Raw genomic sequence first — 26150 nt, 5'->3', positions numbered from 1 at the left:
TTAATTAGACATTTTGAGATTCGCAGCTTTATCTGAATAGGTTTTTGCTTTTTTTGCATCGCCTTTTTGCGAATAAGCTAAGCTAAGTTGATTGTAAAAATCACGCTCCATTTTGAGATCTTCCATTAAAAAGTCCAATCCCATCTCTAAACTGTCAATGGCGTTATCGCTCAGGTTTAAACCATTGTTTGCAACCCCATTAAGCAAATACAAAAGCGGTTGCGCCGGAAAAATCTCCAAGCCTTCCGAGCTCAATTTGGCTGCAGCTTCATATTTTTGAAAATCGATTTGCAGCAAGATGGTATTTTTTAAAAGATTAAAATTGTCTGGATTGTTAACAATCCCTTTTTCATAAGCTTTTAGGGCATCTTCTTTTCTGTTTTTTGCAGCGTAATAGTCTCCTATCTTTTCATAAACACGTCCATTTTCAACAGAAAACTGTTCTACTACTCTTGTCAATTCTGCTTCGTAATCTGGATTGGAATTTACAAACTGAATAAAATCTGCGAGAACTTTATATTTAGTTTCTTTATCTATGTCTTCAGAAGCAAACACAGTTTTCATTGAGTTTAGTGCCTCAGTAGCGTTTCCTTCATCTAAGTAAAACTTATAAAGCGCTAAATGCACTATCTCAGATTTTGGATTATTCTTCAATAAATTTTTAGCTGTTTCGAAGGCTTTTTCAGTATTTCCTTGCTCGCTATAGAGGTAAATAAGGTTAAGGTATTCTCTTTCACTTTTAGGATTTTTGTCAATCTTGCCTTCAAGGTTTTCAATTGCACCTTCGGTATTTCCGGTAGCTCGGTAAATCTGCGCTCTTAACGCATTGCGAATATCCGATTCACCCCAAGTTTCATCTAAATCGTCTAACTGCTTTAAAGCTTCGTCATACTTTTTTGTAAGCGTGTATAGATTCGCAAGATCTTCTTTATAATCCTCATCAAATTTCACTAGTTTTTTTACAAGAGGAATTGATTTTTCATACTCCTTTTGTTGATAGTACAAATCGTAAAACTGTTCGAGAACATCCAGCCTATCTCCTTGCGATTTAAGCACTTTATTGAAGTTTATTTCAGCAAGGTCATACTCTTTCAAAAAGACGTGGTTTTTACCCATCTCAAAATACACCACTGCTTTATTTTCTTCAGAATTAGCAGCTTTTTCAGCCTTTTTTAATGCAGAAAGTGCTAACTCGTAGTTTTCTATCGCCTTCTGTTTAAGACCTTCGAAAAAATTTTCCTGAAATGCATCACTTACATTCCCCAATTCATCCATCGGATTTTCAACAGAATCATTATTGTCTTTGGGTGGCGATGGATTTATTTTTTGAGCATAACTATGCTGCGGAACAATAATTCCGAAGAGAAAAATGATAGTATATAATAAACGATGTTTCAAGTTTTATGTCTGGTCAAGCGCAGGCGAGACCTCAATTGTAAATTTAAGTATTAAAGTCCCCTCGATTCCGTTCGAGGGGACATTTGTATGCTATTTCAATTCAGAATAATCTCCAATACTCACATTGGTAAATTTACCATCAAATGTAGCGTAGTTACCAATCATTGCATTGTCAAGATTAGCGTTTCTAATCTTAGAATTTGTCTGAATTATAGTATTTTTCACTGTGCTATCCTCAACTACCGTTCCTTTACCAATAGACACAAACGGACCTACAGTACTATTTTTTAAAACCACCCCTTCCCCAATAAAGCAAGGCTCGATTATATTAGAATTTTCAGTAGTAATATTTTGTGAAATTAATTGCTGATTTGCAGCTGCAAGAAAACCTAACATTCTTTGATTGGTTTCTACTGTTACTTCTTTATTACCACAGTCCATCCACTCATCTACGGTTCCGGTTTTGAATATTTTTCCCGACGACATCATTCGTTTAATTCCGTCATTAATTTGATATTCACCTCCGTTTATAATGTTGTTATCTAATACAAACTGCAACTCATTTTTAAGTAGGGCCACGTCCTTAAAGTAATAGATTCCAATCACAGCTTGGTCGCCTACGAATTCTTTTGGTTTTTCAACCAACTCAACAATTTCGTTTTTCTCATTCAAGTTAACCACTCCGTATGCTTCTGGATTTTCTACTCTTTTAGTCCAAATTACAGCATCTGCATCTTTATCTAGGTCGAAATCTGCGCGAATTAGAGTATCTGCATAAGCGATTACCGCTGGACCATTTAATGAGTCTTTAGCACACATAATTGCATGACCAGTTCCTTTAGGATCTAGCTGCCTGTAAATAGTTGGCTTTGCTCCTAAACCTTTTGCAAGTGTTTCAAGTTCGGCAATAACATCATCACCAAAAAACGCAGGATCACCAAGGATAAATGCAATTTCGTCTATTTTTTCATTTAAAACTCCAGCGATATCTTCAACCAAACGGTGTACAATTGGTTTTCCGGCTACGGGAATTAATGGTTTTGGAACTGTTAAAGTGTGTGGGCGAAGGCGGCTTCCGCGACCTGCCATTGGTACAATAATTTTCATATATCTTCCTCTGAAAACACAGAGTTTTTTTATTTTATATTCTTATAATTCAAACGATTAAAAAAATATTTAATTAAACTTTAATTTACATTTTTATTTTCGACACTTCTGTTACTCAGAAATTGCTACTTACTACCAGTGCTTCCAAATCCTCCGGATCCGCGTGAAGTATCTGAAAGTTCTTCTACTTCTTCCCACTCGGCGCGTTCGTGCTTTGCAATTACTAATTGTGCAATACGTTCAGAGTTTTCAATTGTAAAATCTTCGTTTGAAAGATTCACTAAAATCACTCCAATTTCACCACGGTAATCGGCATCTATTGTACCAGGTGAATTTAATACTGTAATTCCTTTTTTGGCTGCTAGGCCACTTCTAGGACGAACTTGAGCTTCAAAACCAACAGGTAATTCAATGAATAACCCTGTTTTAACGATTGCTCTTTCTAATGGCTTTAAAATTAATGGCTCATCAACACAAGCACGTAAATCCATTCCGGCAGAAGCTAATGTTTCATAAGACGGTAATGGATGGTTAGATTTGTTTATAATTTTTACTCTCAAAGCTTTTCTTTTTAATTGTTTACAGATTCGTCTCTATCAATAACAAAATCTACAGCGTAAACCGATTTAGGAATTGCAAACATCTTTAAGTCTGTAGAAGTAAATGATTGATTTTCTCCTTGTTTCAATTTATATTTAACTAGTAATTTGTTCTTTTTAAGCTCTGTTGCTGTAATAAGAATTTCCTTCTTAACATCACTAGGTTTAGCTATTAAAGCAACCACTTTATTTTCGTCAAAATCAATTGGTGAAATTACATTATTCATAGTTTTTGCTACTCCAAAAAATTGCTCAAAACGCACTTTATCACTAATAACCACCGTTTTTACGGGTGAATTAAATTCTATTTCATTTTTAGGAAAATAATTTTCTAATAACTCAACAGAAAAACCTGACTTTTCATTTTCAATTACTTTTTGGTTTTCCTTATTTCCGTCATTACATGACAATAACACGAACATACAGATAATAGAAAATAATATTTTCATTTTTAACTTTACTTTTTTATAATTTTTAAAAATTCATTTTTTTCAAAATAAAATAAAATAGCGATAAACAGTAATAATAACGCAGATCCTATCCAAATATTTCGGTCGAAGAGGTAAAAGGAAATTGCTGAAAAGCCTATTGCTAAAACCAAATAGCCAACTATCTTTTTCACTTCGTAAGGAACATTGTAATACTTACGTCCGTAAAGGTACGAAAGCACCATCATACTTCCATAAGCGGCAAGAGTTGCAAAAGCTGAACCTATATACCCGATGTAGGGAATTAAAACAAAGTTTAGCACTAGCGTAACTGCAGCTGCAAAAACCGAAATATAAGCCCCGTATTTGGTGCGGTCTGTAACCTTATACCACACAGAAAGGTTGTGATAAATTCCAAGAAAAAGATTTGCCAATAAAATAATGGGAACAATTTTAATCGCCTCCCAATATTGGCTGTTTGGAATTAAAATATGTTTGAAAAGATCTATATATACTATTACTCCAAGTAAGATTAAGCAACCACACAGGGTAAAATATTTTGTGATTGTGGCATAGGTGTTTTTGGCATTTGCATGCCCCGAGTGATTAAAGAAAAACGGTTCTATTCCCAAACGGAAAGCCATTACAAAGAGCGTCATAAACATTCCTAACTTATAACAAGCCGAATAAAGACCAACCTCAACTTCAGCTACATTTTTAGGTAATAAATACTTTAATAGTATTCTATCGAAGGCTTCATTAATACTAAAAGCGATTCCAGCGATAAGAACAGGAATTGCATATTTCATCATTTGTTTCCAAATAGTTTTACTGAAGCCAAAACCAATTTTAACATATAGAGGAAGCAACACCAATAGAGTTACTCCACTTGCAATTAAGTTTGCAAGAAAAACATAAGCCACTTTATTCTCTGGAAACCATAGCGAACTCCAATATGTGCTGTTTTCCGCTAGTTTAGGAAGCATTAACAAGAAAAACAGATTGAAAGCTAAGTTTATAACTACATTAAAGATTTTTACTACGGCATAGTGCAAAGGCCTTTCATTTACTCTAAACCAAACAAATGGTAATACTACCAGAGCATCCAAAGCTAAAATTAACAGTCCGTAAGTAACGTATTCAGGATTAAAATCAGCAATAACAGCAATTTGATTTCTAAAAAGCATGGTTATTCCCAAGAATATAAAAGTAGAAACTGTGAGTGATGTTAAAGTCGTGGACTGTACAATATTTTGATTGCTAGAATCTTTGGTTACAAACCTGAAAAAAGCAGTTTCCATTCCGTAGCTCAACAAGACATTTCCCAAAATAAGGTATGCCATTAAAGTTGAGTAAATTCCGTATTCTTCAGGTAGCATTACCGAAGTGTATAATGGCACTAATATCACAGCCATTACCCTTGGTAAAACCGTGGCTAAACCATAGATAAATGTTTGCTTAAATAGTTTTTTAAAAACGCTCAAAAAAGTTCGGCTTTAATTCATACAAGGTTTATTTAGTTCCTTATATAAGAAGGCAAAAGTATTGAAAATTATGGTTTTGTAAGTAGAAAGTGGGACTACTTATCTAAAGGAAAATCTTAGAAATTTCTTCAGTGATTTTAGTGGGTCTAAAAGTTTCAGCATCTAAGAAACACCACAAGGTTTGTGCTTCAACGATAACTTTATCATCTTTAGGTCTCACTATCTTATAATGCCTTTCGCTTTTCACACCTTCGTAAGATTCAATCCAGGTATGTACCTCTAACTCTTCCCCTAAAAATGAAGGAGCTTTGTACGAAATAAAATGATTAAGCACCACCCACACGTATTTTTTACGTTGTTCTTTTGAGGTTTTAGAAATCCAATGAGCTTCTGCTGCTTCTAAACACCATTGTAGGTAAATCACATTGTTAACATGATTTAGCCCATCTATCGCCGAAGCGGGCACCGTGAAACGTTGTATAAATATATCCGATTTCAAAATCCTAATATTAATTTAGCAATTAAGAAATAAGTAAGAATCCCAAAAACATCGTTGCTAGTAGTAATAAACGGTCCCGTTGCTACAGCAGGATCGATTCCTCTTTTATCTAATATAATTGGAATAAACGTACCGATTAATGCAGCTAAAAGAATTACGGTAACCAAAGCTACACCTATACTAATAGACTCTAAATAACTGGTTGAAAAGATAAAGTGGCTAATAAAAAGCACAATTAGTGCAATGGCAAGACCGTTTACTAGTGCCAATCCAGATTCTCTAAGCAACCTAGCGAAAATATTGCCTTTTATGGTATCATTTGCTAAACCTTGAACAACTATCGCACTAGATTGCACCCCTACATTTCCAGCTGTTGCTTGAATAAGCGGCACAAAAATTAAAATTCTTGGAAAGCTCTCTAATATTTCTTGAAATCCTGAAATTATACTTGCCGCACCTAAACCACCGAACATTCCAATTAAAAGCCAAGGTAATCGCGCTCGCGTTTGTTTAATAATACCATCGTCGGCTTCAACGTCGTGACTAATACCCGCAGCCAACTGGTAATCTTTCTCAGCCTCTTCTTTTATATAATCTACAATATCATCAATGGTAATTCTTCCAACAAGAATTCCATCCTCATCTACTACGGGAATTGCTTCCAAATCGTATTTCTGCATAATACGAGCAACTTCATCGGCTTCGGTGTTCACTCTTACATAATCCACCTTTGGGATATAAACCTCGCTTATATGTGCTCTTCCTGGCGCAGTAAGTAAATCTTTTAAAGAAAGTCTACCTTTTAGTCTTCCTTCCTTATCAGTAACATAAATAGAGTGAACACGAGTAACGTTTTCGGCTTGACGGCGCATTTCGCGAACACATCCTGCTACTGTCCACGTTTCTTTAACACTTACTAACTCCTTTGCCATTAACCCCCCGGCTGTATCTTCATCGTAACGCAGAAGGTCCACAATATCTGCAGCGTGTTCTTCGTCTTCGATATTCCGAATTACTTGCTTTTGTATATCGTCATCGAGTTCTGCGATAATATCGGCAGCATCATCGGTGTCCATTTCTTCAAGCTCATCTGCAATCTCTGAAGGCGAAAGATTGTCTAATATTCGCTCTCTAAAATCTTCATCAAGTTCAATTAAGATTTCACTAGTTACATCACTATCTAATAACTTTACGATATAAGTGGCTTCGTCGGTGTCTAACTCGTGAAGAAGCTCTGCTATATCAGCAAAGTGAAATTCATTTAATAATGCTTTTAGCTGCTCGCCATCGTTATTGGCAATTAGCTGTTCAACCTGCTCAATAAATTCATTAGTCAGTTGAAATTGCATCATTCTCCAGTTTTTTTGTAAGAGTTATAAATTGTGAAACAGAAAGTTGTTCTGGACGCTGGCCAAAGATAGTGTCTTCTTTTAGTTTATCAGAAATATTAAAAGATTTTAAACTATTTCGAAGCGTTTTTCTACGTTGTTGGAAAGCAGTTTTTACTACTTTATAAAGCATTTTTTCATCACATGGAAGGGAATAATCTGCTTTCCGTTTTAAGCGCAGTACACCACTATCTACCTTTGGAGGCGGATTAAACACTGTGGGCGGCACTGTAAAAAGGTATTCAGCATCATAAAATGCTTGCGTTAAAACCGAAAGTATTCCATATGCCTTACTTCCTTCTTTTTCGCAGATACGTTGTGCAACTTCCTTTTGAAACATTCCTGTAAATTCTGGAATTTGCTCTTTCCATTCCAACATTTTAAATACAATTTGTGTTGAAATGTTATACGGAAAGTTACCTGTTATGCTAAATTGTTCATCATTGAATAGCTCTGAAAGATCGTATTTCAAAAAATCTGCTTCAATAATTTTGAGATTTTTGTTTTTGTAATTTTCTTTTAAATAAACAATAGATTCGGCGTCGAGGTCCATAGCTATAATCTCAGCGTCTTTATTTACTAAGTATTTGGTGAGAACTCCCATTCCAGGACCAATTTCCAGAATGTTTTTGTAACCTTTAAGCGTAAGTGTATCGCCGATTTTTTCGGCAATGGCTTCGTCTTTTAAAAAGTGTTGGCCCAGGTGTTTTTTGGCGGGTACTGCTCCGGTTGTATTAGCTTCTTTTTGGATTTTCGATTTTTTCTTCATTCATAACCTTTAAAAGGATGTTTAACTGTAAAAAACTAAAAAGGTTTTCTTCACAAACACAACAAAATTAATTTTTTCTAAAAAGCTCATTATGCGCTTCCCCTATAACCTCAAGTTCGGTGCGGAATGAAACAACTTTTCCTTCAAAAGGTAAGCTTTTACCGCGAAGTTCTTCGGCATTTTCAGTAAAATATTTCTCAAGTGTTTCTTTACTGTCTGTAGTGTATTGAACCGAATAGGTTTTCCCTCCCATTTCTTCTTCAACAACAACTCGAGTCATAAGTGCTTTGCTAAATTTTCCAGTGGCTAGCATTGCTGGAATGTAATCAGACAGCATCCACTGCAACCAAATGTCGTGGATAATTTCTTCTACATTCATGGTAACGTTATATATATACATATTTAAATATTATAAGAGTTTAAATCCCTCTACCTTCTTAAAAAGCATTGAGATATTGATTGATATTAATTTATCGCATCACCGCGCAAAGTTCTATATTTTTTTCTAGCTTCAATAAAATAAATGCTATCGGCATAATTAAAAATTATTGCTTCGTAATGCTCTTTTGCCTTTACAGGTAGTTCTAATTTCTCTTCATAAATTTTTGCTAAGTGAAAATGAGCGTCATCGGCTAGAATATCATCGCTATAAAATTCTATTATTTTTGAGTAGTTGCTTTCTGCTCTAGAATACTCCCCTATCTTTTCAAAGATTTTACCTTGTTTAAATAGCGCTTCATCTTCAATTTTTTCACCTTTATGGTTGCTTAAAATATCGTCTAAAACTGAAATAGCTTCCGAGTTTTTTTTTTGAAAAGCCAATAGATCTGCACGAGCATATTTTTTTAGAGCAGTTTGAGTAGAGTCTTCCATAGTATTATCGCTTATCAATAAGCTAAGCTCCATAGCGTCATTAGCTATTAGTTGTGATGTCGATTTTTTTAAAACATCCAACTGCACTTGAGCCCAATCAAAATCACCTTTAAAATAACTGGTGCGCGCCACTTTAAATCTTGCTTCTTGTGCAAGAACATCGCTCTGAACTTTTTTCTGAATTTGAGAATAGTAAATCAAAGCTTCGTTGAACTTTTCGTCGAACACTAAAATATCTGCAAGTTCCATTTTTACTCTCGCTTCTTGGTAAGCAGATAGCGGCTCTTTAGCTAATGCTTTTAAGTTTTTAATTGCCTGTTCTTTTTTGTTATTCTGAAAAGCTAAAAAATTGTTGTAATCTATTTGCAATAAATACGTTTCTCGTCCTCTTCCAAACTCTTCTAACAAACTTTCAAACTTTTTCTCTATATCGGCATATCCTTTTGGAGTGGCAGTTTTGACTTCCATTTGCATTAAAATCTGATTGCCTTGTAATCTACTTTGAGGAGTAAAGGAGTTTTCGATTAAATAACTTACTATTTCTCTACCCGAAGTATAGTCTTCGTCTGCTATTGCAATATAGGCTAACTCTGTAATGCCACGTAATTCTACACCTAAACGTTTGTAGATTGCTTTTTCCTGAACGAAAGCTTTTTTATATTCTTTTTGTTGAATAAACAACCAGCTCAACAATTCGTTGTAAAGTACATCTGGGTTTTGTTGTGAGCGCTGTAGAAGAATTCTTCTAAGAATTTGGTTTGCTTCGTTGTTAGAATCTTCAGTTATATACTGACTAAAATAGCGTTGTGCTGACGACTTAAAGCTTAAATTTCTTTCAATAATCTTAATATAGCTGTCAAACATTTTTTCGAGCTGTCCTTGTTCCCCATAGATTCTCGCCAACTGCGAATGAAAATCCATTTTATCATTTAAGCTCATTCCCTTTTCATAGGTTGTAACAGCTTCATCTAATAGGCTATATTTTTGAAATGCCGCTCCCACATTATAAGCGAAGTTTGGATTTAAGTCTAATGTTTCAATGGCTTTATGGTAGTTTTCGACAGCTAATTCTGTTTTATTTTGAAGTGAATAATTATACCCTAATTCTACATAAAGCTGAGGATAGTTTCGACTTCCATTTAGCTTTTCATTTAATAGGGATTCAACTTTTGAGAAATTCTCGAGTTGTTGATTTGCTTCCACCATTCCTAAAAAGAAATCCATTCGGTAGGGGTTTTGCTCGCTTAGTTTTTCGTAGATGCGAAGTGCTTTTTCAAATTCGCCTTGTTCAAAGTAATTTTTTGCCAAAGCATCGCTCTGTGAAAAGCTCGCTGTAGTTACAACAAATAAAATTAAAATGAGAAGAAAATTACGCATGCGGTAAATATAATGAAATGACTTGAGAGCTATTGAGTTCTGAAATTTTTTATAAAAATCTTACTTCAATCAATATACTACAAAAAAAAGGCCGCGATATCACGGCCTTACATATTTAACATTAAACAATCTCCTCACTTTTGTCTAATATTCAATAATTATATAATCAAATTTATGGTAATCATTTTGAGAGGAATAACACTATTGTAACATTCGTGACAACATATGTTCCAAAACACAAAAAGGGCTGAAAATACTAATGTTTTCAGCCCTTTTTAATATTGTTTTAAGTTGTATTAACCTAAGTCGTCTATATCTAATTCATCAATAGCTTCCCAAGTTTCATCGAGATCCATATTAGTTCCAGTAGCATCTATATAGAAACGATTGCCTTCCATAAGCTGAATTTTACTTCTATTGTCTCTAGTTCTATATTCTTCAATAGCTTTAGTTCCTCTTTTAGTAGTAGTTCTTTTAAAGCCATTTTCATCTTCTTCTTCAAAATCTTGAGTCATTACCATTCTCATACCTGCTGTTGCAGCTGCACCCATTTGACCGGCTCCATCAATAATATTAAAGCTAAATTTTTTTGACTTATCTTCATTAGCATATGTAGCCTCAATAGATGCAATTCCCATCATCCCAGTTTGACCAGCTTTATAGCTAATACGCTTCATACCATCAACTTGGTCTGGAAGCCAACTCTTAAAATCTTCGTTGGTAAGTGGGGTGCTTTCTTGCAGTTCCTTAATATCGTCCTGCATTTTGGTCATTTCTTTCACAGCATTTGTAGTATTGGAAACCGATTCTTTCGTTTCCTTTACTTTTTTACTCACAGGATTGTCCTTGCACGCTATAAGTGTACCGAGTACAAAAAGTGCTACTATATATTTTTTCATAATTCTAAAATTTTAATTGTAGAAATAAGGATTTCAGAAGCTAAGTTAAACAAAGCCAATTAAATATAATTAAAATATACGAAAAATGGGGGAAACCCCTATAACTCAGAAGCCACTTTTTCTAATTCGGTATACCAATTTTCGCCAAATTTTCTAATAAGAGCATCTTTTGTAAACTTATAAACGGGTACTTGAAGTTCTTTCCCTAAAGTACATGCGTCATCACAAATTGGCCAACGGTGGTAATTTACTGCAGAAAACTCGCTGTACTCCTGAACGCGTATTGGGTATAAATGACAAGAAATAGGTTTTCGAAAATCTATTTCGCCAGCATTAAAAGCGTCTTCGATGCCGCAACTTGCAATACCTTTATCGGTAAAAGTTACATAAACACACTCCTTCCCATCTACTAGAGGAGTTTCCAGTTCGTCTAAATTGGATACTACGTGGGTGCCTTGCTTTTCTATGGAGTTAATTCCCTCAGGTCGAAGGAATGGTTTCACCTTAGGGTATATGTCTTTTAAAATTTGTACTTCTTCCTCATTTAGGGGTGCTCCCGCCTCCCCTTCAATACAGCAAGCACCTTTGCAAGCGTTGAGGTTACAGACAAAATCTTTCTTGATAATGTCTTCGGATACTATTGTTTTGCCTAGTTGAAACATTTTGCAAATATACTACTTCGATACAATTTTACACCTACCGGGATAAAATCAAACAGATGTCTCAACATTTAAGATTCACACGCTTATTTTTTTTCAGTATCACACATGTCAACAGTAGTTTAATAGAGTTTGGGAATTTCGGCAAATATAATTTTACTAACTTTACGGTTATCCTAATTTAATTATTACGCTCTAACATTCAACACCTTATAGCCTTTAAAAAACATTTTATTTTATTGATTATTTATTTTATTAGACCAAACATAAAACTTACTTTTGCCGCCTGAAAAATTTCGCTATGCTATTAAATTTTAAGGAGATACTAACAGCCACTATGGTACTTTTCGCTGTAATCGATATTATTGGAAGCATTCCAATTATTATTGGCTTACGTGATAAAGCAGGTCATATTAATTCTGCAAAAGCATCAATAATTGCAGCGGTTGTAATGATTCTATTCCTTTTTCTCGGGGAGAGTATTCTAAATCTTATTGGCGTAAATGTTAATGAATTTGCTGTTGCTGGTGCATTAATTCTCTTTTTTATTGCTCTAGAAATGATATTAGGGGTAACGCTATTTAAAGAAGGAGATACAAACCCTGATATGGCTTCAATATTTCCTTTAGCTTTTCCTTTATTAGCAGGACCTGGAAGTTTAACTACACTTCTTTCATTACGTGCGGAATATGAAATTCAAAATATTATAGTAGCTATAGTAGTAAACATAGTAATTATCTATACCGTGCTAAAAACTTCAGGAAAACTGCAACGCTTTTTGGGAAAAAACGGAATTGCTGTGATTCAAAAGGTTTTTGGTGTAATTTTGCTAGCAATTGCAATAAAACTTTTTACTTCAAACATTCAATTGTTATTCAATTAAGATTTAATTGGTATTATTGAAAAACTGAATTCAATAAAATATTACTATGAAAGTATTTATCTACATCTTGATGGCTTTATCATTCGCCTTGATAATTTTTAATGCTACAAAATTAGAGTTCGACAACCTCCTTGTTGGAGATAGCTCAGTTGCGGTATTCGGCATATTAGCTGGAATGTGCTCGTTTATCCTACTTGGTATATTACTAATATCTAAGAAGATAGCTTCTAAGGTAAAAAGATAATCTTACTCTTCTTTACTTGAAGAATTAGTTGCTGCTTCCAACTCCAATACTTTAAGCAGCATAGGATCTGCTTCATTGAGAATAAGCTCAAATTCATTAGGACCATACAACTGTTGCGCAATATTTGCTTTTAGTAATCGTTTTAACTCTTCGGTATAATTAGACAAATCTATCTGCGCTTCGTTAAGTCGAGCGTATTCAATAAATTCAGTAGATAAACTATCATCAGCCTGATAATTATTTCTGAATTCTTCAAAGTTCATTCTTTCAAATTGAGCTCTGTTCTTTTCGAGATATTCAAAAATAAAATAGCTCATAAATCCGCTTTTAGAAACGTATTGTAGGGTTTCATTTTCAACACTTGTATCTTTAGGAACAAACACATCTGGTATTATTCCCCCTCCACCATAGACAACCTTTCCTTTGGGAGTCGTATATTTTAAAGAATCGGCAACTTTAATACTGTCTAAATGGATCAACTCACCATTTCGGTAGCGTTTTTCATAATCGCTATAGTAATTATCATTCCCATTGCCATAAGGACGTTGTATGGAGCGGCCAGTTGGAGTGTAATAGCGTGCAATTGTTAATCGTACAGCACTTCCATCGCCTAACGACATTTCGCGTTGTACCAAGCCTTTTCCAAACGACCTTCTCCCCACAATAATACCTTTATCATTATCTTGGAGTGCACCAGCTACAATTTCACTTGCCGAAGCTGAGTTTTCATTAATTAAAACATAAATTTTTGCATGATGAAACTCGCCACGACGGGAAGCGTAGGTTTTATTTATATCACCACTTTTATTTTTTGTGATAAGAATAAGTTTGTTATTTTCCAAGAACTCGTCTACAACTCTTTCTGCCGTAGAAATATACCCACCAGGGTTATCACGAAGGTCTAAAACCAATTTAGACACACCGTCTCGTTTTAATTTTTTTAAAGCCCCTTCAAACTCTTTGTAGGTAGTTTCAGAAAAACGGTTGAGTTTTATGTAACCTAAATCCTCTGTTATTTTATACGAAGCATCAACACTAATAAGCGGCACTTTATTTCTTCGTACAGTTATATCAAGTGTTTTCTTTTCGCTTGGACGATAAACATCTAACGTGACTTTGCTATTTATTTCTCCTTTTAAATAACTAGAGATACTGTCGCGATTAATTAATTCGCCAAAGAGTTTTTTACCATCGGCAAACAGAATACGATCACCACCTTTGATACCCGCTTTTTCGGCCGGCCCTCCTGTAATTGATCTTATAACAGCTATAGTGTCTTTATAAATATAAAAACTAACACCAATCCCTGTAAAGGCTCCACGCATATCATCGGCAGTGTGTGCATAGCTTTTCTTCGGAATATAAACCGAGTGAGGGTCAAGGTTTTCAAGAATTCCATTTACAGTAACATCAACAATACTGTCTGTATTTACATTATCTACATATTCGTAATCGATGTAGTCTATAAGCCTGTTAAGTTTATCTTTTTTTGAACTAGTTGCGAATATTTTTTCAGTTTTGTCTCCAAAATTGAATTTTGAACCAATAAATACACCTATAGCAAGTGCCAATCCAACCCACAGTGGTAAGTATTTTTTGTGTTTACTAAAATTTGTGGGATTATTTTTTGTCATTATTCTGTTTCCAAATCTGAAATATGTTGAATGCTAATTCCAGCCTTCTCTAAAAAAGCTATACCAGCATTATCTTTATACTCATTTAAATATACTACTCTCGTTATACCTGCTTGGTGAACTAATTTACTACATTCCTTACATGGCGACATAGTAATATACAGTGTTGCGCCTTCACACGACTGTGTACTTGAAGCTACTTTTAAAATTGCATTAGCTTCGGCGTGTAATACATACCACTTTGTTAAGCCTTCATCATCTTCACAACAATTTTCAAAACCTGTTGGAGTACCATTGTAGCCATCGCTAATAATCATCTTATCCTTAACAATAAGCGCACCAACTTGTTTACGCTTACAATAAGATAACTTACTCCACTCTCTTGCCATCCTTAAATAGGCAATATCGTATTTACGTTGTTTACTGTCTTTCATACGTTTAAATAGATAGCGAAATTAGTAGGAAGTTACACTACTACCAAAAAAATTAATGTTAAGTTGTTGCAAAAAGAAGCGTAGAGCGAGAAGGATATCAATTAAGACGCATTCCCATTAAATAGGAGTCTACTTTACACTTGAATTTGAATACGTAAAGATTTTCTTTTACTGTATCCTGTATCTTTATAATCTAACGTCCCGTCTATTAAAAAATCCAATTATCAACCAGCATCGGGATTACCATTCCTATTACAATTGAAGATAAAACCAAAATCCAATCTCGTTTGTTGAAGCGAAGGATACTTTGAAAAATAAACGCGAAAATCAACAAAACTATTACAACTATTATTTGAGCCGCCTCAATACCTAAAGCAAATTGTAATAATGGAAGTAGTTTTCCTTCACTTTCTAATGCAGTAAAGAATGTTGCGAAACCCAATCCGTGTATTAATCCGAAAAACAAGGTAAGCACATAAAAAACAGTCATTTTATCGTTTTTCTTATGCTTTTTGGCAGTAATCAAATTATAAACAGCCGCCATCAAAATAGTTATCGGTATTAAAAATTCAATAACACTACTTGAAACACTTATCACGTTATAATTTACTAATACTAACGATAGCGTGTGGCCTATGGTGAATAGAGTAACTAGAATTAGCAGCCTTTTCCAAGATGAAAATGTATAAGCGGCACTAAGCACAACTAAAAATAAAACGTGGTCGTACGCTCTCCAATCTAAAACATGGTTTAGACCTAGATTAAAATAAAGCCAAAAATCTGACATTGGGGATAATGATTATGGTATTACGCCAAATATAGATATAATGTAGAAGAATTCGCTTATATTTTCAACTCAAATATTTAGATATATTTACTAATTCTAGGTGTTTAACAATTGATTTGATAAATTATTTAAAAAAAAGACCTTTATTTTTCATTTATATCATTCTACACAATACACTTAAATTTTGATACTACTAATTACTATATTAACATTTTTCCTATTGAAAGTATTTTTTATTCATTAAAAAGGTAATAAAGCACATGGTATCGCTTATCATTACAGCTTTTTAAAAGTATTTGAGTTTGTCATTTTTATAATAGATTTGCGGAAAACCCTATAATTAAAATGATGAAAAAATTACAAATCTTTTTAGTATTATTTTTGGCATTCACAACCTTCGCCAAAGCACAAACTTACCCTACAACATCTTGGAGCGACCTTGCTGATACAAGTTGGTACGATTCTGCTCAAGATGAATTTACACTTGCTACTGCAGAAGAATTAGCTGGTTTAGCTCAATTGGTTGCAGACGGAAACTCTTTTGAAAATAAGACAATTATAATTGGTGCAGACATCGATTTGGATGGGAACTTATGGACTCCAATTGGTGTTGAATTTGAAATTCCTTTTTCTGCAACTGTAGAAGGAAACAACCACATTATAAGCAATTTGTGGGTTAATATGCCAGAAGTGGAAATGGCAGGACTTTTTGGACATACTCAAAGTGCTTCTTTTTCAAATATTCATATTGACACTGCAAATGTAATTGGCGATGATAATACAGGGACTTTAGTAGCGAACCTTTTCGACAATGGATCAATAACTAATTGTAGCGCTATTAATGTAAACGTAACTGGTAAATATACAACTGGTGGATTGGTAGGTGGATTTTTAACGAACTCTACTATTACTAAAAGTCACGCAATTGGTAATGTTACAGGTACGCTTCAAGTAGGTGGTCTTGCTGGAACAGGTTTTGACACTTCTGCTGTAATTGAATGCTACTCTGAAGGTACGGTAACAGCAGATCTTCTATCAGGTGGATTAGTTGGTTCTTATCCTTTTGGATTTTCAGGAACTAGCACAATAGATAACAGTTATTCAAGATCTAATGTGGTTGCTAACGTAGAACGCGCAGGTGGTCTAATTGGTGGTGGAGACAATTTTTTAATAGTTAAAAATTCATATTCTACTGGAACAGTAACTGCGCCTGATTATGCAGGTGGATCAATTGGATTATTTGGTCAAATAGAAGTTGAAAACTTGTATTTCGACACAGAGTCTTCTGGAATGACAGAGGGCGTTGGTGGAATACAAGGTCCTCCTGTTACTCCAGACATTACTGCACTTACTACAGCCGAAATGAAGTCTGCTGAAACAGTAGATTTATTAAACGCAGGTTCTCCTGAAGCACCTTGGGCTATCGATTCAAGCGTTAATGAAGGCTACCCTGTTCTAAATTTTGTTTTAGGTGTTCAAAACAATAATCTTGATGCAACTGCAGTAAGCGTTTATCCTACTGTTTTTGACACTGAATTTACAGTTTCTTCTACTCTAGAGTTGGATTCATACCAAATTTATAATATATCTGGAGCTTTGATTTCTAGTGGAAAATTAAACGGAAAATCAACAAAAGTTTTAGCAAGTAATCTTTCAACAGGAAACTATATCGTAGTAATTCGTTCTACTGAAGGAATGGTAACTAAAAGAATAATCAAAAAATAGATTGAATTTTTAGCAATTCTTTATTAACATAATTAAAATCCTCAGGCACGTTCTGAGGATTTTTTTATTCTAATAGTTAGAATAATAGTTTACATAAAAAAATTGTTTAAGTGTTTTTGCCCACCTATTAATCCCTACCACTGTTTAATTATAAGAGCACATCTAGTCACAATATATAATTGGCTATTAACAAAATTCTGATTATCAATAGCCCAACGTTCTATTATGCCTTAAGTATTTTTAAAAGCATAAATTCAGTTACCGTGATACAGTTGTTTTAATATGAATACAGGTGAAAAACTCTAGCGTAAAATCTGTAAAATTTTTAAGCAGAAATCAATCTGTATAGATTAATTTAGCCAAAAAATAACTTTTGAAATGAGTACATCACCTAATTCCATTCAAGATCAAATAAAAGACGCTCGAGAAGAAGGAAAACAAGCTTTAAAATTTAAAAGAAAACCAGCTTGGTTAAAAGTGAAATTTCCTTCTGGAGAAAATTTCACCAAAGTTCGAGGTGTTGTAAACGACAATAAACTACATACCATTTGTCAAAGTGGAGGTTGTCCGAATATTGGAGAATGCTGGAACGCGGGTACAGCGAGTTTTATGATTCTTGGAAACACCTGTACACGAGCATGTAAATTTTGCAATGTTAACACTGGTCGTCCCGATGCTGTAGATATTGGAGAACCCAAACGCGTGGCAGAAGCCATTTTAAAAATGAAAATAAAACACGCTGTAATTACTTCAGTTGATAGGGATGAATTAGCAGATTGCGGATCAACAGCTTGGGCAAATACTATTCGTGTTGTTAAAAAAATGAACCCCAATCTAACCTTGGAAACTTTGATTCCGGATTTTAAAGGTGTTGAGGAAAATATTCAAAGAATTGTAGATGAAGCACCTACTGTGGTGTCTCATAATCAAGAAACCGTTCGACGGTTATCTCCGAGTGTTCGTCCTCAATCCAAATACGACCGAAGCCTTTTTGTACTTAAATATCTGAAAGAAAATGGAATGCGTACCAAAACTGGAATTATGCTGGGCTTGGGTGAAGAATTTGATGAAATTTTAGAAACTATGCACGATCTTAGATCAGTGGGATGTGATATTATTACTATTGGTCAATACTTAAGACCATCACAAAAACACTTACCTGTTCAACGATTTGTTACGCCTCAAGAGTTTCTTCAGCTTCGAGATGAAGGATATAAAATGGGGTTTGATTATGTGGAAAGCGGACCGATGATTCGATCTTCTTACCATAGTGAAAAGCAAACAATTCCTGGTTACGGGATTAATACCTGGAAAGCGGCTCAGGCCAAAAAAGCTTAATATTTTTAAATTCTTCAATGTCGTTTAACAAATAAGGCTATGAATCAAGTTAAATTAAAAAATCTGGGGACGATTCCATATAAGGATGCGTGGGATCTTCAGGAAGAATTATTAAAAAACGCGATTTCGAAGAAGAAAGACCCAAATAAGTCTGAAGAAGTTGAAAACACTTTACTGATTTGTAGGCATCCACATGTTTATACCCTTGGGAAAAGCGGGCATGCAGAGAATCTATTATTCCGAAAAGAAGAACTCGAAAAAAACGGAATTGAATTTTATAACACAAATCGCGGGGGCGATATTACCTATCATGGGCCAGGACAACTTGTAGCCTATCCAATATTGGATTTAGAAAAATTTGGAAGCAGTATTCATCTCTATCTTAGAAATCTAGAAGAGGTTGTTATTCAAACGCTTCAGGAATACGGAATTCAAGGGGAAAGACTTAAGGGTTACACAGGAGTTTGGATAGAACCTGAAACGTATCGAGCGCGTAAAATTTGTGCAATCGGCGTTCGATGTAGTCGATGGGTGAGCATTCACGGACTCGCTTTAAATGTTAACACCGATTTATCTTATTTTAAAAACATCGTACCCTGTGGCATTACCGACAAGGGTGTAACTTCAATAAGTATTGAATTAAACAGAGAAATAGACGAAGACCAACTGAATGAAGTTTTTATTCAGAATTTTAAAGAGGTTTTTAATGTTGGAATAACAAAGGCTCAAAAACTATCAACGGCTATAAAATAAATTTATATAAGCCACTACTATATTAAAAATCAATTTATTGTTTTTTTAAAAAAACTGTTTGCAAAATTATTGAGGCTCTCTTAATATTGATTTTTAAAGCATGAAAATTTTAGCAACAGAAAGTTTTATTTTCCAACTAACGTAAATAGTATTGTATTCTAGGCATCCGAACGCTGTTGAAAACCTACATTCTATTCAAAAACAACCGAAATAAAAAAAGCTCCAACATTGCTGTTGGAGCTTTTACAGTACTCGAGGCGGGAATCGAACCCGCACGTCTTGCGACATTGGATTTTGAATCCAACGCGTCTACCAATTCCGCCACTCGAGCAATTGGGGATGCAAAAATAAGTAAATAATTGTAAAATATTCATTATTTATTCTGCGTATTTAAAATAAATTTTCTGTCTTAATTTACTTGTCTTCAATACAAAATTCACAGCAAGCTTATATTTCTCATTTTAGATAAATTTTAGTTCTTCTCAGCACATTATTTTGAGTGAATCTGAATTGATTTTTTTTGTTTCGATAAAGGGCAAATTATCAAAGTGACTATCGATTAATTTTTACCTTTGCATCAAAACCAATAATCTGCCTTATGCCAAATATTGCTCCAACCCCGAAAATTTTTGCCTGTAAACAAAGTGAAGAACTTGGAAAAAAAATCGCCGATGCTTTTGGTATCCCACTAGGAAATGTAATTACCTCTCATTATTCAGATGGTGAATTCCAACCTTCTTTCGAGGAATCTGTCCGTGGAAGCCGAGTGTTCTTGATTGGATCAACCTTTCCAAATAGCGACCATTTAATGGAGCTATTATTAATGATAGATGCTGCTAAACGCGCTTCTGCTAGACATATTACTGCCGTTTTACCTTATTTTGGGTGGGCACGACAAGATAGAAAAGACAAACCTCGTGTTCCTATTGCTGCAAAACTTGTAGCTAAAATGCTCGAAACTGCTGGTGCAACTCGAATTATCACAATGGACTTGCACGCAGATCAAATTCAAGGATTTTTTGAAAAACCTGTAGATCACCTTTTTGCTTCAACTATTTTCCTACCGTATTTAAGAAGTTTAGAGTTAGATAATCTTACAATTGCATCTCCAGATATGGGAGGCTCAAAAAGAGCTTATGCATATTCTAAGTTTTTAGAAAGCGATGTAGTTATTTGCTACAAACAACGCGAAAAAGCCAATGTAATTTCTTACATGGAATTAATTGGGGATGTAAAAGGAAAGAATGTAGTGCTTGTTGACGATATGGTAGATACTGCTGGAACCCTAACTGCAGCTGCAGACCTTATGATGGAACGCGGTGCGCTAAGCGTTAGAGCTGTATGTACTCACCCACTACTTTCTGGAAACGCATACGAACGAATTGAAAAATCTCAAATGTTAGAACTAATCGTTTCAGATTCAATTCCTACAAAACCTCATAGCAAAATACGCGTGATTAGCTGTGCAAATCTCTTTGCAGATGTTATGTTAAGCGTTAATGCTAATAAATCAATTAGCAGTAAATTTTTAATGTAACATCATTTTAATTTCGAAGTTTTATAAGCTAAGATTTCGGCTTATAAAACTTTATAAAATTGAAAATAGAGGTTCAACATTGAGAATAACCCTCTAGCCATCAAGGATTTTACCTTAATTTCCATTAGTTTAGGACACTACTTCAAAAAATCCTAATTCCTAAATCGGAAATCCAAAATAAACTATATCTTTGCACTCCCTAAAAAACAGCTTTTTAGGGAGTTTTTATTAATAAACAAATTTCAAAAGAAATGAAATCTATTACAATTAAAGGATCAAAAAGAGAAAGCGTGGGCAAAAAGGCAACTAAAGCCCTACGTAATGCTGGAATGGTTCCTTGCGTAGTTTACGGAGGGGAAGAACCAATTAGTTTTTCAGCAGAAGAAATTGCATTTAAAAACTTGGTTTACACTCCAGACGTACACACAGTTGTAATCGACCTAGGAGGAGAAACAGTTAAAGCTATCCTTCAGGATATCCAATTTCACCCTGTGACAGACCGTATTCTGCACATCGATTTTTACCAAATTTTCGATGATAAAGAAGTTACTATGGAAATTCCAGTTCGTACAACAGGAAACTCTCGTGGTGTTCGTAGTGGTGGTACTTTACGTATTGTTACTCGTAAATTAAGAGTAAAAGCTTTACCAGAAAATCTTCCAGATTTTATTGAAGCAGACATTACTGATATGCGTATCGGTAACAAAATGTACACTAAATCTCTTAAAACAGATAATTACAAAATCATGCACCCAGATAATACAGTTATCTGTCAAGTTAGAACTTCTCGTACTGCAATTGCAGATGATGGTGATGATGATGAAACTGCTGAAGGTGCTGAAGGAGAAGAAGTTCCTGCTACAGAAACAGATGATGTTGCTGCAGTAAAAGGATAATTTCTTTTTAAAGTTATAACTAAAGCATCCTGTTAAATCAGGGTGCTTTTTTTATTTTTACCAAAGATTTTTAAAAAAGATGCTTTCTATTATTAAAAAGTTCTTTTCAAGTAGAGAACACAATACTATTTCAGAAGAAACAGATCCTATGAAAAAATTCCTTATTGTAGGCCTAGGAAATATTGGTCCAAAATATGCAAATACTCGTCATAATATCGGGTTTAAATTACTCGATTTTTATGCAGAGAAAAACTCCCTTACTTGGGAAACAGCAAAATTGGGAGATATTACTTCACACAAATTAAAGGGACGAACATTTATTTTTCTGAAACCTAGCACTTTTATGAATCTTAGTGGAAAAGCTGTAAATTACTGGCTTCATCATGAAAAGATTCCCTTAGAAAATATGCTGGTAATTACCGACGACCTAAATTTAGCTTTCGGTACAATTCGAATTAAAACGAAAGGTAGTGATGGTGGGCATAATGGATTGAAAGACATACAAAACACCCTACAAACAACCAATTACAACCGTTTCCGATTTGGAATTAGCGATGCATTCTCGAAAGGAAAACAAATAGACTACGTCTTAGGAGAATGGGATGAAGAAGAAAAAAAATCACTACCGGAACGATTAGAAATAGGTTGTAAAGCAATTGAGTCTTTTGCACTTGCTGGAATGAATATAACTATGAATACCTTTAACGGAAAATAATTTTGAAGAAATACACCTCTGCTTCAACTTTTAAGAGCGACCGCCATAGTGTGGTAACAATAGGCACCTTTGATGGTGTTCATATCGGGCATTCGGCTATTCTAAAACGATTGGTGGAAACTGGCAAAAAAGAAGATTTAGACTCGGTGGTTCTTACATTTTTCCCGCATCCTCGAATGGTACTTCAACAACATTCAGAAATAAGCTTGTTAAATACAATTGAAGAACGCGCTCAATTACTCGAAAAAACAGGTCTTGAACATTTGGTAATCCATCAATTTACCCATGCGTTTTCACGGTTAACTGCCTTAGAATATGTTAGAGATATTTTGGTTAACGGACTGAAAGCCAAAAAAATAATCATAGGCTACGATCATCGTTTCGGAAGAAATAGAACAGCAAATATTGAAAACCTAAAGGAATTTGGATTAACTTACGGATTTGAAGTTGAAGAGATCTCTGCAAAAGAATTAGATGATGTAACCATCAGCTCTACAAAAATAAGAAATGCTTTAAATGCGGGAGATATTGAAACTGCCAACAGCTATTTAGGATATAATTATTTGCTTACTGGTGATATTGAAAAAGGTAAAGCCTTAGGTCGAACTATAAACTACCCTACAGCCAACCTAAAATTAAAAGAAAAATATAAGCTCATTCCCAAAAATGGAGTTTATGTAGTAGCGTCTATAATTGAAGGCAAAAAAATATATGGAATAACCAGTATTGGCACAAATCCTACGGTTGGCGGAAAAAAAAGAACGATAGAAACACATTTCTTAAACTTCAACAAAGACTTATACGGGGAAGAAATTACTATCGAATTTTTAAAACACATTCGAGACGAAGAAACTTTCGATTCAATTGAAGAATTAAGGCAAGAGATAGAAAAAGATGAAAAAAAAGCAATTCAATTTTTAAACCAACGTGAATAAACTTCTGTTCAAACAAATAGACAACATAAGTCTTGTTCTATTTAGAGCAGTGTTTGGCTTTTTAATTACCGTTGAGGCTTTCGGAGCTATTGCTACAGGTTGGGTTCGTCGTACTTTGGTAGAACCTCCATTTACTTTCAATTTTATAGGTTTTGATTTTCTGCAATACCTGCAAGGAGATTTTATGTACTTCTACTTCGTGGTAATGGGTATTTTCGGCATTGGGGTAATGCTTGGGTACAAATACCGCGTGAGTATGTTAGCTTATGCTATAATGTGGACTGCAGTTTATTTGATGCAAAAGTCTAACTACAATAATCACTACTATTTAATGATGTTGTTGTGTTGGATTATGGCCTTTCTGCCAGCGAACCGATGGTTTTCATTAGATGCAGAAAGAAACCTTTCCCAAAAGTCTCCTTCAATGCCTCGTTGGGTATTATTAGTGTTAATTCTTCAAGTTTGGATAGTTTACACTTTCGCTTCCGTTGCAAAACTTTATCCCGATTGGCTTGACGCTTCATTGGCATCTCTTTTAATGAATAGTAAAAGTGATTATTGGCTCATTGGCGACTTTTTACAGCAAGACTGGGTGCATTGGGCAATTACGTACACAGGTATATTATTCGATTTGCTTATCGTTCCGTTAATGCTATGGAAACGCACACGGTTATTAGGGTTTGCAATATCTGTGTTTTTTCATCTATTTAATTCAATCGTATTTCAGATTGGAATTTTCCCTTATATGTCGATTTCCTTTGCTTTGTTTTTCTTCTCTAAAGAAACACTTCATAGAATATTTCTTCCGAATAAAAAATTATACCCTGCCAACGAGGTGATTATTCCTAAAAACAAACATCTAATTGTTGGTGCATTCTCTGTTTATTTCCTTTTCCAACTTGGGCTACCATTGCGTCATTGGTTTTTTAAAGACGATGTGCTTTGGACAGAAGAAGGGCACCGGTTAAGTTGGAGAATGATGTTACGCTCAAAAGGTGGAATGTTGAAGGTATATGTGAAAGACAAAGAAAATGGAAAAAGAGAGCTTTATGACCATCAAAGCCTTTTAGGGCTTAAGCAACAGGCTTCAGTTGCCACAAAACCTGATATCATGTGGCAGTTAGCGCAAAAAATTAAGCAGGTTGAAGCCGAAAAGGGAAGGGACGTAGCGGTTTATCTAGATGCTAAAGTGCGGGTGAATTATGGTCCATTTCACCAATTTACAGACCCAAGTATCGACATTGCAGCTGAAAAATGGCAGCCATTTAAGCATAGTGAATGGATTTTACCTTCTCCCGAAGGATTTACTAAACGTAAAACTCCTTAGGTTATTTACTTATTGAAATCTAACCTTAGCAAGTGAAGCTTTTAATTCCATTCTAAATCACAGTTAAATCTTCATTTTTATAAATAAAGACCACAAAGCATTTGAAAACCTTTTGAGTCTGTTGTAACTTAGCCAATTCAAAATATATTAAAGAATATGCTACAAGTAACCGACATTCGCGAAAACAAAGAAAAGTATATCCAAGCACTTGCTAAACGTGGCATTGATGCAACTTCAACATTAGAAGAGGTATTGACCTATGATGAAGAGCGCCGTGCTACACAAGCGCAGTTAGATGATGTTTTGGCACAGAGCAACTCCTATTCTAAAGAGATTGGAAAACTTTTTCAAAGCGGAGAAGTTCAAAAAGCAAATGAGTTAAAAGCAAAAACAGTTGCTTTAAAAGAATCGTCTAAGCAATTGAATGAGAAAATGCTTATTGCTGCCGAAAAGTTGCAAGAGTTATTATTTACACTTCCAAATATTCCAAACGATTTGGTTCCCGCTGGAACTGATGAAAATGACAACGAAGAAATTTTTAAAGAAGGTGAGGTTCCAACTCTTCATGAAGGTGCCTTACCCCATTGGGAGTTGGCAAAAAAATACGATTTAATAGACTTCGAACTTGGCGTGAAAGTAACCGGAGCAGGCTTCCCTGTGTATAAAGGAAAAGGCGCTCGTTTACAACGTGCTCTTATTACTTACTTCCTTGATAAGAACACTAAAGCTGGTTACACCGAATACCAAGTACCACTTTTAGTAAATGAGGCATCTGGGTACGGAACTGGGCAATTACCAGACAAAGAAGGGCAAATGTATCATGTAGGGGTTGATGATCTTTATTTAATTCCTACATCCGAAGTTCCGATTACAAATCTCTTTAGAGGAGATTTATTAAACAATTCAGATTTACCAATTACTTGTACAAGCTACACCCCTTGTTTCCGAAGAGAAGCTGGAAGTTATGGTGCTCACGTTCGCGGACTAAATCGCCTACACCAATTTGACAAGGTAGAGCTTGTACGCGTTGAACATCCAGATAATTCTTATAAGGCTTTAGATGGTATGGTAGAACACGTGCAAGATATTCTTCGCGAACTAAAATTACCGTATAGAATCCTTAGATTATGTGGTGGTGACTTAGGTTTCACTTCTGCCCTTACCTATGATTTTGAAGTGTTTTCAACGGCACAAGATAGATGGTTGGAGATCTCTTCAGTATCAAACTTTGAAACATTCCAAGCAAATAGATTAAAGCTTCGATTTAAAGATTCTGATGGTAAAAACAAACTTGTACACACATTAAATGGAAGCTCTTTAGCCCTTCCTCGCGTACTGGCAGGTATTCTTGAAAACTACCAAACAGCAGATGGAATTAGAATTCCAGAAGTTTTAGTTCCTTATTGTGGGTTTGACATGATTGACTAAAAAGACTTCAACAATCTAATTTATAAGTGTAGCT

The 26150-nt window shown here is 34.7% G+C and carries 26 protein-coding genes and 1 tRNA gene; 11 read left to right on the top strand and 16 right to left on the bottom strand.

Annotated elements, in window-relative coordinates:
- The 12 genes from K8344_RS02850 to K8344_RS02795 all read right to left on the bottom strand — a co-directional run bounded on the left by K8344_RS02850 (position 1) and on the right by K8344_RS02795 (position 11483).
- Positions 1-1398, bottom strand: coding sequence for a tetratricopeptide repeat protein (locus K8344_RS02850; RefSeq protein WP_237606779.1), 1398 nt, complete (start codon positions 1396-1398; stop codon positions 1-3).
- 90 nt (positions 1399-1488) lie between these two features.
- Positions 1489-2505, bottom strand: coding sequence for a sugar phosphate nucleotidyltransferase (locus tag K8344_RS02845; RefSeq protein WP_237606778.1), 1017 nt, complete (start codon positions 2503-2505; stop codon positions 1489-1491).
- A gap of 125 nt (positions 2506-2630) precedes the next feature.
- A complete protein-coding gene (dut, locus tag K8344_RS02840; protein WP_237606777.1) occupies positions 2631-3065 on the bottom strand; it encodes a dUTP diphosphatase in 435 nt (144 codons plus the stop codon).
- Positions 3066-3076: 11 nt separating this feature from the next.
- Complete coding sequence (locus tag K8344_RS02835) at positions 3077-3553, bottom strand: hypothetical protein (protein WP_237606776.1); 477 nt, start codon at positions 3551-3553, stop codon at positions 3077-3079.
- An 8-nt stretch (positions 3554-3561) separates the two neighbouring features.
- Positions 3562-5016 carry a lipopolysaccharide biosynthesis protein gene (locus tag K8344_RS02830; RefSeq protein ID WP_237606775.1) on the bottom strand — a complete coding sequence of 485 codons (1455 nt, stop codon included), beginning with the start codon at positions 5014-5016 and terminating at the stop codon, positions 3562-3564.
- Positions 5017-5119: 103 nt separating this feature from the next.
- Positions 5120-5515 carry an acyl-CoA thioesterase gene (locus K8344_RS02825; protein WP_237606774.1) on the bottom strand — a complete coding sequence of 132 codons (396 nt, stop codon included), beginning with the start codon at positions 5513-5515 and terminating at the stop codon, positions 5120-5122.
- Entirely contained in the window at positions 5512-6867 is a 1356-nt protein-coding gene (gene mgtE, locus K8344_RS02820; RefSeq protein WP_237606773.1) for a magnesium transporter, read from the bottom strand. Before mgtE ends, K8344_RS02825 begins: the two co-directional genes overlap by 4 nt.
- Entirely contained in the window at positions 6845-7672 is an 828-nt protein-coding gene (gene rsmA / locus K8344_RS02815; RefSeq protein WP_237606772.1) for a 16S rRNA (adenine(1518)-N(6)/adenine(1519)-N(6))-dimethyltransferase RsmA, read from the bottom strand. Before rsmA ends, mgtE begins: the two co-directional genes overlap by 23 nt.
- 67 nt (positions 7673-7739) lie before the next feature.
- Entirely contained in the window at positions 7740-8072 is a 333-nt protein-coding gene (locus K8344_RS02810; RefSeq protein ID WP_237606771.1) for a DUF4286 family protein, read from the bottom strand.
- A 65-nt stretch (positions 8073-8137) separates the two neighbouring features.
- Positions 8138-9922, bottom strand: coding sequence for a tetratricopeptide repeat protein (locus K8344_RS02805; RefSeq protein ID WP_237606770.1), 1785 nt, complete (start codon positions 9920-9922; stop codon positions 8138-8140).
- Between the two features lie 296 nt (positions 9923-10218).
- On the bottom strand, positions 10219-10821 hold the full coding sequence (locus K8344_RS02800; protein WP_237606769.1) for a hypothetical protein: 603 nt from the start codon (positions 10819-10821) through the stop codon (positions 10219-10221).
- Between the two features lie 98 nt (positions 10822-10919).
- A complete protein-coding gene (locus K8344_RS02795) occupies positions 10920-11483 on the bottom strand; it encodes a DUF3109 family protein (protein WP_237606768.1) in 564 nt (187 codons plus the stop codon).
- Between the two features lie 298 nt (positions 11484-11781).
- On the opposite strand from K8344_RS02795, the gene K8344_RS02790 reads away from it, so the two are divergent.
- Positions 11782-12363 (top strand): MarC family protein, encoded by a 582-nt coding sequence (locus K8344_RS02790; protein ID WP_237606767.1) that lies wholly within the window; start codon positions 11782-11784, stop codon positions 12361-12363.
- 46 nt (positions 12364-12409) lie between these two features.
- A complete protein-coding gene (locus K8344_RS02785) occupies positions 12410-12607 on the top strand; it encodes a hypothetical protein (RefSeq protein ID WP_237606766.1) in 198 nt (65 codons plus the stop codon).
- 2 nt (positions 12608-12609) lie between these two features.
- Here the strand turns inward: K8344_RS02785 and K8344_RS02780 are convergent, their stop codons facing one another.
- The 3 genes from K8344_RS02780 to K8344_RS02770 all read right to left on the bottom strand — a co-directional run bounded on the left by K8344_RS02780 (position 12610) and on the right by K8344_RS02770 (position 15462).
- The gene (locus K8344_RS02780) at positions 12610-14241 is read right to left on the bottom strand and encodes a S41 family peptidase (protein ID WP_237606765.1); all 1632 of its coding nucleotides are present in this window, start codon (positions 14239-14241) and stop codon (positions 12610-12612) included.
- Complete coding sequence (locus K8344_RS02775) at positions 14241-14675, bottom strand: deoxycytidylate deaminase (protein WP_237606764.1); 435 nt, start codon at positions 14673-14675, stop codon at positions 14241-14243. The genes K8344_RS02780 and K8344_RS02775 overlap by 1 nt, the downstream gene beginning before the upstream one ends.
- Positions 14676-14883: 208 nt before the next feature.
- A complete protein-coding gene (locus K8344_RS02770; protein ID WP_237606763.1) occupies positions 14884-15462 on the bottom strand; it encodes a HupE/UreJ family protein in 579 nt (192 codons plus the stop codon).
- Between the two features lie 348 nt (positions 15463-15810).
- On the opposite strand from K8344_RS02770, the gene K8344_RS02765 reads away from it, so the two are divergent.
- The 3 genes from K8344_RS02765 (at position 15811) to lipB (ending at position 19278) form a co-directional block, all read left to right on the top strand.
- Positions 15811-17187: a T9SS type A sorting domain-containing protein gene (locus tag K8344_RS02765; protein ID WP_237606762.1), complete on the top strand. Its 1377-nt coding sequence runs from the start codon at positions 15811-15813 to the stop codon at positions 17185-17187.
- Positions 17188-17565: 378 nt separating this feature from the next.
- Positions 17566-18525 carry a lipoyl synthase gene (gene lipA / locus K8344_RS02760; protein WP_237606761.1) on the top strand — a complete coding sequence of 320 codons (960 nt, stop codon included), beginning with the start codon at positions 17566-17568 and terminating at the stop codon, positions 18523-18525.
- 39 nt (positions 18526-18564) lie between these two features.
- Positions 18565-19278, top strand: a complete 714-nt coding sequence (gene lipB / locus K8344_RS02755) for a lipoyl(octanoyl) transferase LipB (protein WP_237606760.1) — start codon at positions 18565-18567, stop codon at positions 19276-19278.
- Positions 19279-19527: 249 nt separating this feature from the next.
- Here the strand turns inward: lipB and K8344_RS02750 are convergent.
- Positions 19528-19609, bottom strand: a tRNA-Leu gene (locus tag K8344_RS02750).
- Between the two features lie 267 nt (positions 19610-19876).
- Between K8344_RS02750 and K8344_RS02745 the strand changes: the two genes are divergently transcribed.
- The 6 genes from K8344_RS02745 (at position 19877) to serS (ending at position 26116) form a co-directional block, all read left to right on the top strand.
- The gene (locus K8344_RS02745; RefSeq protein ID WP_237606759.1) at positions 19877-20815 is read left to right on the top strand and encodes a ribose-phosphate pyrophosphokinase; all 939 of its coding nucleotides are present in this window, start codon (positions 19877-19879) and stop codon (positions 20813-20815) included.
- Between the two features lie 251 nt (positions 20816-21066).
- A complete protein-coding gene (locus K8344_RS02740) occupies positions 21067-21711 on the top strand; it encodes a 50S ribosomal protein L25/general stress protein Ctc (protein WP_237606758.1) in 645 nt (214 codons plus the stop codon).
- 79 nt (positions 21712-21790) lie between these two features.
- On the top strand, positions 21791-22426 hold the full coding sequence (gene pth, locus K8344_RS02735) for an aminoacyl-tRNA hydrolase (RefSeq protein WP_237606757.1): 636 nt from the start codon (positions 21791-21793) through the stop codon (positions 22424-22426).
- Between the two features lie 2 nt (positions 22427-22428).
- Complete coding sequence (locus K8344_RS02730) at positions 22429-23361, top strand: bifunctional riboflavin kinase/FAD synthetase (RefSeq protein ID WP_237606756.1); 933 nt, start codon at positions 22429-22431, stop codon at positions 23359-23361.
- Positions 23354-24688, top strand: coding sequence for an HTTM domain-containing protein (locus tag K8344_RS02725; protein WP_237606755.1), 1335 nt, complete (start codon positions 23354-23356; stop codon positions 24686-24688). Before K8344_RS02730 ends, K8344_RS02725 begins: the two co-directional genes overlap by 8 nt.
- A gap of 156 nt (positions 24689-24844) precedes the next feature.
- The gene (serS, locus tag K8344_RS02720) at positions 24845-26116 is read left to right on the top strand and encodes a serine--tRNA ligase (RefSeq protein ID WP_237606754.1); all 1272 of its coding nucleotides are present in this window, start codon (positions 24845-24847) and stop codon (positions 26114-26116) included.
- Positions 26117-26150 lie beyond the last annotated feature (34 nt).

The organism is Aequorivita xiaoshiensis (genome assembly GCF_022008395.1).
Classification (GTDB): domain Bacteria; phylum Bacteroidota; class Bacteroidia; order Flavobacteriales; family Flavobacteriaceae; genus Aequorivita; species Aequorivita xiaoshiensis.
Note: the sequence above shows the minus strand (reverse complement) of the source record. Positions and strands in the feature narration are given on the sequence as shown.